The following is a 12,143-nucleotide window of genomic DNA, read 5'->3' on the forward strand; positions in this document are numbered from 1 at the left end:
GCGCTTCGAGACGGCAGTCTAGCAGAACCCATCGGCCTTGCCTGTATGACGCCACGGCGCCTCAGCCAGCAACACCTCACAGCGGCGCTGCAGGAACTCACGCAGCAGGTGCACCGCCTTGCTCAGTTGCGCACGGTGAGCACAGACCAGATACAGCGGCGTCGGCTCGCCGAGCCAGTCCGGCAGCAGCACCTGCAGGCGCCCGGCGCGCACGTCCTCGGCCACGTCCAGCCAGGATTTATACACCAGCCCCTGGCCTGCCACGGCCCAGCGCCGGGTCACATCGGCATCGTCGCAGACGCGGTTGCCCGCCGCCGTTACCAGCAACTCGCGCTTGCCCTGGCTGAAGCGCCAGCGCTCGTGCACGCGGCCGTGCAGCATGTACAGCAGGCAGTTGTGCCGGGCCACCTCCTCCACCGTTTGCGGCGCACCATGCCTGGCCAGGTAGTCGGGTGCGGCGCAGAGTACCCGGCGGTTGTCCGCCGCCACCGGCAGCGCCACCAGGCTGGAATCCTCCGGGGCGCCGTAGCGCAGGGCGATGTCCACTGGCTCGCGAAACAGATCGGCCACGCGATCGGCCAGCAAAAGGCGCAGGTGCAGTTGCGGGTGCGCGTCCTGGAAGGTATCGAGCCACTGCAGCAGGGTGTTGCGGCCAAAATCCGAGGGGGCCGACAGTTGCAGGACGCCGCGAATGTCCTCCTGGCTGCCAGCCAGTTGCTGGCGCCCCTCTTCCAGGCTCTGCAGCGCGGCACGGGCATGCGCGAGGTACAGCTCGCCTTCCGGGGTCAGGCGCAGGCTGCGCGTCGAGCGCGCCAGCAGGCGCACCTGCAGTTGCTGCTCCAAGCGTTTGAGTGCGGCACTGGCCACGGCGGGCGAGACGTCCAGCATCCGCGCTGCGGCAGAGAGGCTGCCGGATTCGGCGGTGCGAACGAAGAGTTGCAGGTCATCCAGGCGCAGCATGATTTTCAAATTCAAAGTGAAAGAGACTCTATTCCTACCCGCTTTTTCACCCTGGCGAAATAGCCGAGCATGGTCGCACCTTACTTCCCCGGAGCTTTTGCCATGAAAGCCATTGCCTATTACCAGTCCCTGCCAGTCGACAATCCCGATGCCTTGCAGGATGTCCAGTTGCCCGCCCCCACGCCAGGCCCGCGCGACCTGCTGGTGGAGGTATGCGCCATCTCGGTGAATCCGGTCGATACCAAGATCCGCCTGGGGGTCACTCCCGAGCCAGGCACGGCCAAGGTGCTGGGCTGGGACGCCGCCGGCGTGGTCAAGGCGGTCGGCAGCGAAGTCAGCCTGTTCAAGGCGGGTGATCGCGTGTTCTATGCCGGCGCCCTCGATCGCCCGGGCGCCAACAGCGAGCTGCATCTGGTCGATGAACGTATCGTCGGCAGCATGCCGCAGAGCCTGTCGTTCGCCGAAGCGGCCGCCCTGCCGCTGACCGCGATCACCGCCTGGGAGCTGCTGTTCGAGCGTCTGCAGGTGCGCGAAGGCAGCGCCAGCAGCGGCCAGAGCCTGCTGATCGTCGGCGCGGCCGGCGGCGTCGGCTCGATTCTCACGCAACTGGCACGACGCCTCACCGGCCTGACCGTGATCGGCACCGCCTCGCGCCCGCAAACCCAGGCCTGGGTACGTGAACTGGGCGCGCACCATGTGATCGACCACAGCAAACCGCTGAGCGAGGAACTGGCGCGCATCGGCGTCGGCCAGGTAACCCATGTGGCCAGCCTGACCCAGACCGATCAGCACTTCGAGCAGTTGATCGAGGCCCTGCAGCCACAGGGACGCCTGGCCCTGATCGACGACCCGCTGCAGCCGCTGGACGTGATGAAGCTCAAGCGCAAGAGCCTGTCGCTGCACTGGGAGCTGATGTTCACCCGCTCGCTGTACCAGACCGCGGACATGATCGAGCAGAATCGCCTGCTACAACGCGTGTCCAGCCTGATCGACAGCGGCGTGCTGAAGACCACCCTGGACGAACATTACGGACGGATCGATGCGGCCAACCTGCGCCGTGCCCATGCGCTGCTGGAGAGTGGCAAGGCCAGGGGCAAGATCGTGCTGGAAGGCTTCTGAGAACCTATTCACGATCTGCTGCGCGTCGGCCATGCTGCGTTGAAACCAGCCTCAAAATGCTCATTTACAGCTCGTAAACTGTGCTTTTTCGCCTGATTTCGCCTTGCCTGGCTCTAGCTCGCGAGCTCGTGAACAGGTTCTGAGCCGCCAAACGCGGCGGACAGCGCCTACGCCGGTTCAAGCGAATGATCCGACCAGCGGTCGAGGCCGCAGCGCGCCTGGCGCTGCGGCGCATGGCGCGGTGCCTCTGGCGGCCACAAGTCGGCAAGGTTGATCCACGTCAGGAAAGGGTCATCAACGCGATCTACCATACAAGCTCTCCCAGCAGGCGCAGGAGCGCCTAGGAGGTTGCCAGCATGAACATCGTCATCGAACAGCGTAACCAGGGCAGTGAAAGCCGTTGGCAGGTCAAGCTCGATCAGCACTGCGTGAGCTTTCGCAGCGAAGCCGAAGCGCGGGCGTTCGTCGCCACTCTGGAAGCACGCCTGCGCGCACCGCACCCCCTGCCCTGGCGTGCACCGCAGCGCCAGGCAAGCTGATCAACCCAGGCGCAGCGCCGGGCTGGTACGCAGCATGTCCAGCAGGGCCTCGACCAGCGCCGGTGCCTGAGTCGTCAGATCATAGTTGGGCACCAGCAGCCAATTGGCCTCGAGGCCTTCAATGTAGGCATGCAGGCAGATGGCGGCACGCTGGCAATCCAGGTCGGCGGGCAACTGGCCCTTGCTCACGGCATTGCCGAGCGCCTTGGCGATGCGCTGGTCGCACTCGATGCTCAGCGCCTGCATGCGTTCGCGCAGGCCCAGCAGCTCGCCGGTGTACTCGCATTTGTAGCGAAGAATGTCATGCGTGCGGCGGGTCTGCGGCTCGTTCGCCAGACGTGTGAGGGCCATGATCAGCAGATCACGCATGCACCCCAGGGGGTCTGGCTCGTCCTCGTCTTCGCTGGCTCGCGCCAACTCTTCGAGCGGCAGATGCAGACGTTCGAGCATTGCCTGAAACAGGTCTATCTTGTTCTCGAAGTGCCAGTAGATGGCGCCCCGGCTGACGCCGGCGGCCTTGGCTACCTCGGCCAGCGACGCACGGGAGACACCCTGAGCCTGAAACACCTGCTCGGCCGCGTCGAGAATCTGCACTCGCGTCGCTTGCGCCTCCTCTTTGGTTCGTCTGGCCATTTCGCACCATACTCCGTATTGCCTGAAACCCTTTGGGCAGTGCGTTCTCTAAGGCGGATCACGTCGCCGAACGCACAGGCCCACGATGAAGCGGCATCCGCGCCGCGACTTTCCAGCATGCCGGGCATGCCTGGAAGCACCCGTCCAGCGGGAGCGGGCCAGAGTATGAAGGCAGTTTTAGGCATTTACAAACATTCACGTACGTAAGTATATTTCGCCATCGCTTTCCCCTGCCTTCGCCCCCTTCGCCCTCCGGGCATAGATTCAATTACAACGAGGTTCCTTCAGATGCACACGAGGCCAGCCTTCGCCATCTTGGTTTCCGCCGTCGCTCTGGCTCTGGTCAGCCTGACCGGCTGCAAGGAAGACAGCGCTCCGCCACCGCAACAAACACCTCAGGTCGGCGTGGTCACGCTCAAGGCACAACCTTTCGCGCTAACCACCGAAGTACCCGGCCGTACGGCAGCCTTCCGCATTGCCGAAGTACGGCCACAGGTCGATGGCATCATCCAGAAGCGCCTGTTCACCGAAGGCAGCGAGGTCAAGGCCGGCCAGCAGCTCTATCAGATCGACCCGGCGACTTACGAAGCCAGCTACCAGAGCGCTCAGGCAACGCAGATTTCCGCCAGCGCCCTGGCTGATCGTTACAAGCTGCTGGTGGCCGACAAGGCCGTGAGCCAGCAGGCCTATGACGAGGCACGCGCCTCCGCCCTGCAGGCCCAGGCGGCACTGGAACGTGCACGCATCGACCTGCGCTACACCAAGGTGATGGCACCGATCAGCGGTCGCATCGGCCGCTCGGCCGTGACCGAAGGCGCTCTGGTCACCAGCGGTCAGGCGGCAGCCATGGCCACCATCCAGCAGCTCGACCCGATCTATGTCGATGTCACTCAATCGAGCAAGGATCTGCTGCGTCTGCGTAGCGATCTGGCCGAAGGGCGCCTGCAGAAGGTCGGCGACAACGCCGCCAAGGTGCAGTTGGTGCTGGAAGACGGCAGCCACTACACCCACGAGGGCACCCTGGAGTTTTCCGAAGTGGCCGTGGACGAAGGTACCGGTTCGGTGACCCTGCGCGCCGTCTTCCCCAACCCGGATCACCTGCTGCTGCCAGGCATGTTCGTGCATGCCGAACTGCAAGCCGGTATCAAGCAGCAGGCCATCCTCGCCCCTCAGCAGGGCGTGACCCGCAATCAGCGCGGTGAGCCGACCGCCATGGTGGTCAATGCCGAGAACAAGGTCGAACCTCGCGTGCTCAAGGCCAGCCGCACCGTCGGCAGCGCCTGGCTGGTCGAGGACGGTCTCAACGAAGGCGACCGCCTGATTACCGAAGGCCTGCAGTTCGTCCAACCTGGCGTCGAGGTCAAGGCCGTCCCGGCCAGTAACGTCAAGGGCGACGAGCCGGCAGCAGAGGCCAAGCCAGGCAACGGCCAGGGCTAACGGAGAATTACTGAATGTCCAGATTCTTTATCGACCGGCCCATCTTCGCCTGGGTGATCGCCCTGGTGATCATGCTGGCTGGCGGCCTGTCCATCCTCAAGCTGCCGATTAACCAGTACCCGAGTATCGCCCCGCCCGCCGTCAGCATTCAGGTCAGCTACCCGGGCGCCTCGGCGCAAACGGTGCAGGACACCGTGGTGCAGGTGATCGAGCAGCAGCTCAACGGTATCGACGGCCTGCGCTACGTCAGCTCGTCGAGCAACTCCGACGGAAGCATGGAGATCATCGTTACCTTCGAACAGGGGGTGAACCCGGATATCGCCCAGGTTCAGGTGCAGAACAAGCTGCAGTTGGCCACCCCACTGTTGCCGCAGGAAGTGCAGCAACAGGGCATCCGTGTGACCAAGGCGGTGAAGAACTTCCTCATGGTGATCGGGGTGGTGTCCACCGACGGCAGCATGACCCGCGAGGATCTGTCCGACTACATCGTCTCCAACCTGCAGGATCCGATTTCGCGCGCCAAGGGCGTGGGCGACTTTCAGGTGTTCGGCGCGCAGTACGCCATGCGTATCTGGCTCGACCCGGCCAAGCTCAACAGCTTCCAGCTGACCCCAGTGGACGTGAAAAGCGCCATCCAGGCGCAGAACGTGCAGATTTCCTCCGGCCAGTTCGGTGGTCTGCCAGCAGCGCCGGGCAATCAGCTCAACGCCACCATCATCGGCAAGACTCGCCTGCAGACCCCGGAAGAGTTCCGCAAGATCCTGCTCAAGGTGCAGCCCGATGGCTCCCAGGTGCGCCTGGGTGACGTGGCCAAGGTTGAACTGGGTGGCGAGAACTACTCGATCAACGCCCAGTTCAATGGTCTGCCGGCCTCCGGTCTGGCGATCAAGCTGGCCACCGGCGCCAACGCCCTGGACACCGCCAAGGCCGTGCGCGCGACCATCGATGACCTCAAGCCGTTCTTCCCGGCCGGTATGGAAGTGGTCTTCCCCTATGACACCACGCCGGTGATTTCGGCCTCCATCGAAGGGGTGGTACACACCCTGTTCGAAGCCATCGTGCTGGTGTTCCTGGTGATGTTCCTGTTCCTGCAGAACCTGCGGGCGACCATCATCCCCACCCTGGCGGTGCCGGTGGTGCTGCTCGGTACCTTCGGCGTACTGGCGGCGTTCGGCTTCTCCATCAACACCCTGACCATGTTCGCCATGGTGTTGGCCATCGGCCTGCTGGTGGACGATGCCATCGTGGTGGTGGAGAACGTCGAGCGTGTGATGCGCGAGGATGGCCTGTCGCCCAAGGAGGCGACGCGCAAATCCATGGGCCAGATCCAGGGTGCGCTGGTCGGTATCGCCCTGGTGCTGTCGGCGGTGTTCCTGCCGATGGCCTTCTTCGGTGGCTCCACCGGGGTGATCTACCGGCAGTTCTCCATCACCATCGTCTCGGCCATGGCCTTGTCGGTGCTGGTGGCACTGATATTCACTCCGGCGCTGTGCGCCACCCTGCTCAAACCCATCGATGGTGATCACCACGATGCCAAGGGCGGCTTCTTCGGCTGGTTCAACCGCAACTTCGACCGCACCAGCAACGCCTACCAGCGCGGCGTCAGTGGCATGCTCAAGCGCAAGGCGCCGTACCTGCTGCTGTACCTGGTGATCGTCGGCATCATGCTGTGGATGTTCACCCGCATCCCCACCTCCTTCCTGCCCGAGGAAGACCAGGGCGTACTCTTCGCCCAGGTGCAGACGCCGGCTGGCTCCAGTGCCGAACGCACCCAGGTGGTGGTCGACGAGATGCGTGAGTACCTGCTCAAAGACGAGGCGAGCACAGTCAAATCGGTGTTCACCGTGACCGGCTTCAACTTCGCCGGCCGTGGTCAGAGTTCGGGTATGGCGTTCATCATGCTCAAACCCTGGGGGGAGCGTCCGGGCGAGCAGAACGGCGTCGCGGCGCTGGCTCAGCGCGCGCAGATGCACTTCTTCAGCTTCCGTGATGCCATGGTCTTCGCCTTCGCCCCGCCGGCGGTGATGGAGCTGGGCAACGCCACCGGCTTCAACCTGTTCCTGCAGGATCAGGCCGGTGTCGGTCACGAGGTGATGAACCAGGCGCGCGACAAGTTCCTTCAACTGGCCAACCAGCATCCGGTACTCAGCCAGGTGCGCGCCAACGGCCTGCGTGACGAACCGCAGTACCAGTTGCTGATCGATGACGAACGCGCCCGTGCCCTCGGCCTGTCGCTGTCAGACATCAACAGCACCCTGTCGGTCGGCTGGGGCGCCAGCTACGTCAACGACTTCATCGACCGTGGCCGCGTGAAGAAGGTGTACCTGCAAGGTACCGCCGACTCGCGCATGAACCCGGAAGACCTGAAGAAGTGGTACGTGCGCAACGACAAGGGCCAGATGGTGCCGTTCAGCGCTTTCGCCAGCGGCGAGTGGGTCTACGGCCCGCCCAAACTGGCCCGTTACAACGGTGTCTCGGCGGTGGAGATTCTCGGCGCTGCGGCACCGGGCTACAGCACCGGCGACGCCATGGCTGCGGTCGAGGAAATCGCCAAGCAACTGCCGGAAGGTGTCGGTTATGCCTGGACCGGGCTGTCCTACGAGGAGCGTCTGGCCGGCTCGCAGAAAACCGCGCTGTTCGCCATCTCCATCCTGGTGGTGTTCCTCTGCCTGGCCGCGTTGTACGAAAGCTGGTCGATCCCCTTCGCGGTGATCTTCACCGTGCCTCTGGGGATCATCGGTGCCTTGATGTTCACCGAGTTGCGCAGTCTGTCCAACGACGTGTTCTTCCAGGTCGGTCTGCTTACCACCATCGGCCTGTCGGCACGTAACGCGATCCTCATCGTCGAGTTCGCCAAAGCCCAGTACGAGCACGGGATGACCCTGACCGAGGCCGCCATCGAAGCCTGCCGCATGCGCTTGCGGCCGATCGTGATGACCTCGCTGGCGTTCATCCTCGGCTGCTTGCCGCTGGCCATCGCCAGTGGTGCCGGCGCCGGCAGCAAGCACGCCATCGGTACCGGTGTGATCGGCGGCATGCTCAGCGCCCTGATCCTGGCGATCTTCTGGATCCCGCTGTTCTACGTAGTCATCTGTTCGCTGTTCGAGAGAAAGAAAACCGACTCGGCCGGCGAAAACGACAAGGAGGCGCTGCAATGAGGCAGTCCCTGTTATCCCTGGCCGTCGCCACTGCCCTGCTCAGTGGCTGCAGCCTGATCCCTGACTACCAGCGCCCGGACGCCCCGGTGGCGGCCGACTGGCCGCAAGGTGCGGCTTACGGCGACGCCGCCCGCGAAGGCAGCACGCCAGCCGCCGATCTGCAGTGGCAGGCGTTCTTCCGTGATCCCGCACTGCGCCAACTGGTGCAGACAGCCCTGGAGAACAACCGCGACCTGCGCGTCGCGGCGCTGAATGTCGAGGCCTACCAGGCGCTGTACCGCGTCCAGCGTGCCGATCTGCTGCCTTCGGTCTCGGTCGATGGCGCCAGCACGCGCCAACGCCTGCCGGGCGACCTCAGCCAGACCGGCCAGGCTCGCACCAGCGGCCAGCACAGCGTCACCCTGGGCATCAATGCCTGGGAGCTGGACTTCTTCGGCCGCATCCGCAGCCTCGGCGAGCAGGCCCTGCAGCAGTACCTGGCTACCGAACAGGCTGCGCGCAGCACGCAGATCAGCCTGGTGGCCAGCGTCGCCAGCGCCTACCTGCAATGGCAGGCAGATCAGTCCCTGCTCAAGCTGACCCAGGACACCCTGGAAACCTACGAAGCCAGCTACCAGCTGACCCAGCGCAGCTTCGACGTCGGTGTCTCCGATGCCCTGTCACTGAGCCAGGCGCGCACCGCCGTGGACAGCGCCCGCGTAACCCTGGCGCAGTACCAACGCCGCGTTGCTCAGGATCGCAACGCCCTGATCCAGCTACTGGGCACGGGGCTGCCGGAAAACCTGCCACAAGGCCTGGCACTGCGCGACAACGTGCTGGAGAGCGTGCCGGCCGGGTTGCCGTCGGATCTGCTGCGGCGTCGTCCTGACCTGCTGCAGGCCGAGTACCAGCTCAAGGCTGCCAACGCCAATATCGGCGCGGCACGCGCGGCGTTCTTCCCCAGCGTCAGCCTGACCGCCAATGCCGGCACAGCCAGCCGTCAGTTGTCCGGCCTGTTCGACGCCGGCTCCGGTACCTGGCTGTTCCAGCCACAGATCAACCTGCCGATCTTCAACGCCGGTCGTCTACGCGCCAACCTCGACTACGCCGAACTGCAAAAGGACATTCAGGTCGCCCAGTACGAGAAAGCCATCCAGACCGCCTTCCAGGAAGTCGCGGATCGCCTGGCGGCACGCACCACCTACCGGGATCAGCTCGACGCCCAGCGCGCCCTGCTGGACACCACCGAGACCTACTACGAACTGGCCGAGCGCCGTTACCGCACCGGCGTGGACAGCTACCTGACTCTGCTCGATGCCCAGCGCCAGCTGTTCAGCGTGCGCCAGCAACTGATCAGCGACCGCCTGGCGCAACTGACCAGCGAGGTCGAGCTGTACAAGGCACTCGGCGGCGGCTGGAGCGCCAGCGAGGCCACCCCCAACGAAAATTGATCGCGCGTAACCCGCATCAAGGAAGAATCTTATCTAACGCGCCGCCCCCGCAGTTTTTGCGGGGGCGTTTTTTTGTCCGCTCACAAACCCTCGGGGGATGCGCCTCCGGCGCCGGCACATAAGACCTGGGTACCGCTCCCTGTGCCTACACCACGAAGCGGCGGCTCCACCAGGCACAGCCTGTGGCAATGGCGCCGCAGCAGGCGATCACCAGCGCCATGGGCAGTGCCGTTCCATCGTGCAGGTAGGCCACCAACGCCGACGCGGCGGCAGCCACGGTGAATTGCAGGCTGCCCAGAAAGCCTGAAGCGCTACCCGCATGCGGGCCCTGCCCCGCCATCGCACAGGCGGTCGCGTTGGGCAGTACGCAGCCCAGGCTGGCCACGCAGATGAACATCGGAATCAGCAATGGCCAGAGGCTCGCCAGTTGCAGGGCAGCCAATACCAGCAGGCACACCCCACTGATCAGGTAGACCAGCACCATGCGCCGCAACCACAGGGCTGGGCCGCCTCTGCGCACCAGACGCGCATTGACCTGCGCCATCAGCACGAAACCGGCGGCATTGCTGCCGAACAACCAACCGTAATGTTCGGCCGGCACGCCATAGAGTTCGATGAAGACGAAGGGCGAGCCGGCGATATAGGCGAACATGCCCGCCATGGCCACCCCACCAGCCAGGCTGTAGCCCATGAAGGACGCATTGCCCAACAGCGCTCGATACTGGCCGAAGGCTCCGCTCAGGGGCGCCGGCTGCATATGCTGTGGGCGCGTCTCCGGCAACCACAGCCAGACTGCGAGCAGGCACAACCCGGCAAACAGCGCCAGGCTGTGGAAGATCCAGGGCCAGCCCAGCGTATCCAGCAGAAGACCGCCGCCCAGAGGTGCCAGGATCGGCGCCAGCCCCATCACCAGAACCAGTTGCGAGAACACCTTGGCCGAGGCCAACGGATCGCACAGATCACGCACCACGGCGCGGTTGATCACCATACCGGCACAGCCGCCCAGCGCCTGCACGAAGCGCGCGGCAATCAGCCAGTCCAGACTCGGCGCCAGGGCGCAGGCAAACGAAGCAGCAGTAAACAAGGCGACGCCTATCAGTAACGGAACACGCCGTCCATAGCGGTCGGCGATCGGCCCATAGAACAGCTGCCCCAGGGAGATACCGATGAAATAGGCGGCCAGCGACAGCTGCACGTGCTCCACATCGGTAGCGAACTCACGCGCCAGCGTAGGGAAGCTGGGAAGGTAGAAATCGATGGCGAGCGGGCCGAACGCACTGAGCGCACCCAGTATGAGCAAAAAGCGTAAAGGCATGACGATTCCGAGGTTTTGTTAGCCGGCTAATCATCTCATTGCGCGGTACGGCCATAAAGCCCAACACCACACTGCTCGCCTGTTACGCCTGGCGAATAGCGCACGATTCAGCCAACACCTGACTGCCTTTCGCCGAAGCAAACTCGGTAAAATGCCGACATCGCAAACCAGACCCCATCGGCCGCCATGCGCAGAACCAAAGAAGATGCGGAGAAAACCCGCATCGCCATCCTCGATGCCGCCGAGCATCTGTTCCTCGAGCGTGGCGTCGCCCACACCAGCCTCGACCAGATCGCCCGTCAGGCGGGCGTGACCCGTGGCGCGGTGTATTGGCACTTCCAGAACAAGGCGCACCTGTTCCACGAGATGCTCAACCAGGTACGCCTGCCGCTCGAGCCGTTGGCCGAGCAACTGGCAGCGGTCGACGACATGGCCTCGCTGCAACTGCTGCGTGACCTGTGCGTGGAAGCCATGGCCAATCTGGTGCTCGATGAAAAGCGCAGGCGCATTCTCACCGTATTGCTGCGCCGCTGCGAATTTACCGAGGAGCTGCGTGAAGCCGAAGAACGCCACGAAGCCTTCGTCAATCAGTTCATCGCCCTGTGCGAACAGCAGTTCGCCTTGCCGGCGGTGCAGGCACAACTGCGCGCCGGCATCACCCCACGCCTGGCCTCACGCGCCCTGCACGCGATGCTGGTGGGGCTGTTCAGCGACTGGCTACGCGACCCCAAGCTGTTCGACGCGCAACACGACACGCCGGCCATTTTCGACAGCTGCCTGCGCGGCCTGCTGCAGCAATGGCCCTGAGGCCAGCCGCTCAGGCCGGCTCGACAACGTAACCCTCCTCGCGAATCGCCGCCTGCACCTGCTCGCGGTCGAGCCCGTCGCTGACCTGTACCAGCCCACTGGCCAGATCCACCTCCACCTCGGCGCTCGCATCCAGCGCCTTGATCGCCTGGGTGATGGCCCGTACACAGTGCCCGCATGACATACCGCTGACCTTGAACGCTTGCATGGCTGACTCCTTGATCCGTTGCTCGATGGGTGTAGTCTCGACCTTGCCACGGTGGCAAGGTCAAGTCCTTGCCACCGATCATCCCACTGCGTTCGAGGATGCCGCCATGCGCCTGCCACACCTGCTGCTCGTAGCCGCACTGACCGCCACCGCTCAGGCCCAGCCCCTGGCCCCGTTGGTGGACAGCGCACAGGGCGAGGGCTATGCGGTGCTGATCATTTCCCGCGAGCGCCTGGAGGTCGCCACCACCTGCGAGGTCGCCCTGTACCTGCACGACCAGATGGCCGCCCGGCTGTTCCAGGGGCAGTCGGTGTCGTTCAACCTGCCGCCGGGGGAAGTCTCGCTGCGCCTGGGCCTGACCGGTACCGGCTCGTGCCAGGATGGCATCGCCCAGCTGAGCAACCAGTCACTGCAACTGCAGGCCGGTGAGATACGCCGCTACCGCATCGCCATGGAGCCTGATGGTCTGCGACTGCGTGATGCGCCGCCGATGAACTGAAGGCTTGACCTTGCCACGGGGTCAAGGTTGATCCTGTG

11 protein-coding genes are annotated in these 12,143 nt (G+C 64.4%); 7 read left to right on the plus strand and 4 right to left on the minus strand.

Annotation, left to right across the window (positions count from 1 at the left end; genetic code table 11):
- Positions 1 to 18: 18 nt before the first annotated feature.
- Positions 19 to 960, minus strand: coding sequence for a LysR family transcriptional regulator (locus tag ACODS1_RS05505; protein WP_489084856.1), 942 nt, complete (start codon positions 958 to 960; stop codon positions 19 to 21).
- A gap of 102 nt (positions 961 to 1,062) precedes the next feature.
- Between ACODS1_RS05505 and ACODS1_RS05510 the strand changes: the two genes are divergently transcribed.
- Both ACODS1_RS05510 and ACODS1_RS05515 read left to right on the plus strand, forming a co-directional pair.
- Positions 1,063 to 2,079, plus strand: coding sequence for a zinc-binding alcohol dehydrogenase family protein (locus ACODS1_RS05510; protein WP_489084857.1), 1,017 nt, complete (start codon positions 1,063 to 1,065; stop codon positions 2,077 to 2,079).
- Between the two features lie 356 nt (positions 2,080 to 2,435).
- Positions 2,436 to 2,618 carry a hypothetical protein gene (locus ACODS1_RS05515; RefSeq protein ID WP_489084858.1) on the plus strand — a complete coding sequence of 61 codons (183 nt, stop codon included), beginning with the start codon at positions 2,436 to 2,438 and terminating at the stop codon, positions 2,616 to 2,618.
- On the opposite strand, the gene ACODS1_RS05520 is transcribed toward ACODS1_RS05515, so the two are convergent.
- A complete protein-coding gene (locus ACODS1_RS05520) occupies positions 2,619 to 3,251 on the minus strand; it encodes a TetR family transcriptional regulator (RefSeq protein ID WP_322980171.1) in 633 nt (210 codons plus the stop codon).
- A gap of 288 nt (positions 3,252 to 3,539) precedes the next feature.
- Between ACODS1_RS05520 and ACODS1_RS05525 the strand changes: the two genes are divergently transcribed.
- From ACODS1_RS05525 to adeC, 3 genes are read left to right on the plus strand one after another with little or no spacing between them, the layout of a single operon-like run.
- The gene (locus tag ACODS1_RS05525; protein WP_489084859.1) at positions 3,540 to 4,688 is read left to right on the plus strand and encodes an efflux RND transporter periplasmic adaptor subunit; all 1,149 of its coding nucleotides are present in this window, start codon (positions 3,540 to 3,542) and stop codon (positions 4,686 to 4,688) included.
- Between the two features lie 14 nt (positions 4,689 to 4,702).
- The gene (locus ACODS1_RS05530; protein ID WP_489084860.1) at positions 4,703 to 7,846 is read left to right on the plus strand and encodes an efflux RND transporter permease subunit; all 3,144 of its coding nucleotides are present in this window, start codon (positions 4,703 to 4,705) and stop codon (positions 7,844 to 7,846) included.
- Complete coding sequence (gene adeC, locus ACODS1_RS05535) at positions 7,843 to 9,276, plus strand: AdeC/AdeK/OprM family multidrug efflux complex outer membrane factor (RefSeq protein WP_489084861.1); 1,434 nt, start codon at positions 7,843 to 7,845, stop codon at positions 9,274 to 9,276. Before ACODS1_RS05530 ends, adeC begins: the two co-directional genes overlap by 4 nt.
- A 145-nt stretch (positions 9,277 to 9,421) precedes the next feature.
- Here the strand turns inward: adeC and ACODS1_RS05540 are convergent, their stop codons facing one another.
- A complete protein-coding gene (locus ACODS1_RS05540) occupies positions 9,422 to 10,591 on the minus strand; it encodes a Bcr/CflA family multidrug efflux MFS transporter (RefSeq protein ID WP_489084862.1) in 1,170 nt (389 codons plus the stop codon).
- Positions 10,592 to 10,777: 186 nt separating this feature from the next.
- Between ACODS1_RS05540 and ACODS1_RS05545 the strand changes: the two genes are divergently transcribed.
- Positions 10,778 to 11,398, plus strand: coding sequence for a TetR family transcriptional regulator (locus ACODS1_RS05545; RefSeq protein WP_489084863.1), 621 nt, complete (start codon positions 10,778 to 10,780; stop codon positions 11,396 to 11,398).
- Positions 11,399 to 11,408: 10 nt separating this feature from the next.
- On the opposite strand, the gene ACODS1_RS05550 is transcribed toward ACODS1_RS05545, so the two are convergent.
- A complete protein-coding gene (locus ACODS1_RS05550) occupies positions 11,409 to 11,606 on the minus strand; it encodes a heavy-metal-associated domain-containing protein (RefSeq protein WP_489084864.1) in 198 nt (65 codons plus the stop codon).
- A 106-nt stretch (positions 11,607 to 11,712) separates the two neighbouring features.
- Here ACODS1_RS05550 and ACODS1_RS05555 point away from each other — a divergent pair, with 106 nt between their 5' ends.
- Positions 11,713 to 12,105, plus strand: a complete 393-nt coding sequence (locus tag ACODS1_RS05555; RefSeq protein ID WP_322980178.1) for a hypothetical protein — start codon at positions 11,713 to 11,715, stop codon at positions 12,103 to 12,105.
- The last annotated feature ends 38 nt before the right edge of the window (positions 12,106 to 12,143 follow it).

This window comes from Pseudomonas sp. FG29 (assembly GCF_057809355.1).

What these genes read in the sequence shown, in the direction of transcription:
- ACODS1_RS05555 (WP_322980178.1), top strand. Translation starts at nt 11,713, where the DNA reads ATGCGCCTGCCACACCTGCTGCTCGTAGCCGCACTGACCGCCACCGCT.
- ACODS1_RS05525 (WP_489084859.1), top strand. Translation starts at nt 3,540, where the DNA reads ATGCACACGAGGCCAGCCTTCGCCATCTTGGTTTCCGCCGTCGCTCTG.
- ACODS1_RS05530 (WP_489084860.1), top strand. Translation starts at nt 4,703, where the DNA reads ATGTCCAGATTCTTTATCGACCGGCCCATCTTCGCCTGGGTGATCGCC.
- ACODS1_RS05515 (WP_489084858.1), top strand. Translation starts at nt 2,436, where the DNA reads ATGAACATCGTCATCGAACAGCGTAACCAGGGCAGTGAAAGCCGTTGG.
- ACODS1_RS05540 (WP_489084862.1), bottom strand. Translation starts at nt 10,591, where the DNA reads ATGCCTTTACGCTTTTTGCTCATACTGGGTGCGCTCAGTGCGTTCGGC.
- ACODS1_RS05550 (WP_489084864.1), bottom strand. Translation starts at nt 11,606, where the DNA reads ATGCAAGCGTTCAAGGTCAGCGGTATGTCATGCGGGCACTGTGTACGG.
- adeC (WP_489084861.1), top strand. Translation starts at nt 7,843, where the DNA reads ATGAGGCAGTCCCTGTTATCCCTGGCCGTCGCCACTGCCCTGCTCAGT.
- ACODS1_RS05510 (WP_489084857.1), top strand. Translation starts at nt 1,063, where the DNA reads ATGAAAGCCATTGCCTATTACCAGTCCCTGCCAGTCGACAATCCCGAT.
- ACODS1_RS05545 (WP_489084863.1), top strand. Translation starts at nt 10,778, where the DNA reads ATGCGCAGAACCAAAGAAGATGCGGAGAAAACCCGCATCGCCATCCTC.
- ACODS1_RS05505 (WP_489084856.1), bottom strand. Translation starts at nt 960, where the DNA reads ATGCTGCGCCTGGATGACCTGCAACTCTTCGTTCGCACCGCCGAATCC.
- ACODS1_RS05520 (WP_322980171.1), bottom strand. Translation starts at nt 3,251, where the DNA reads ATGGCCAGACGAACCAAAGAGGAGGCGCAAGCGACGCGAGTGCAGATT.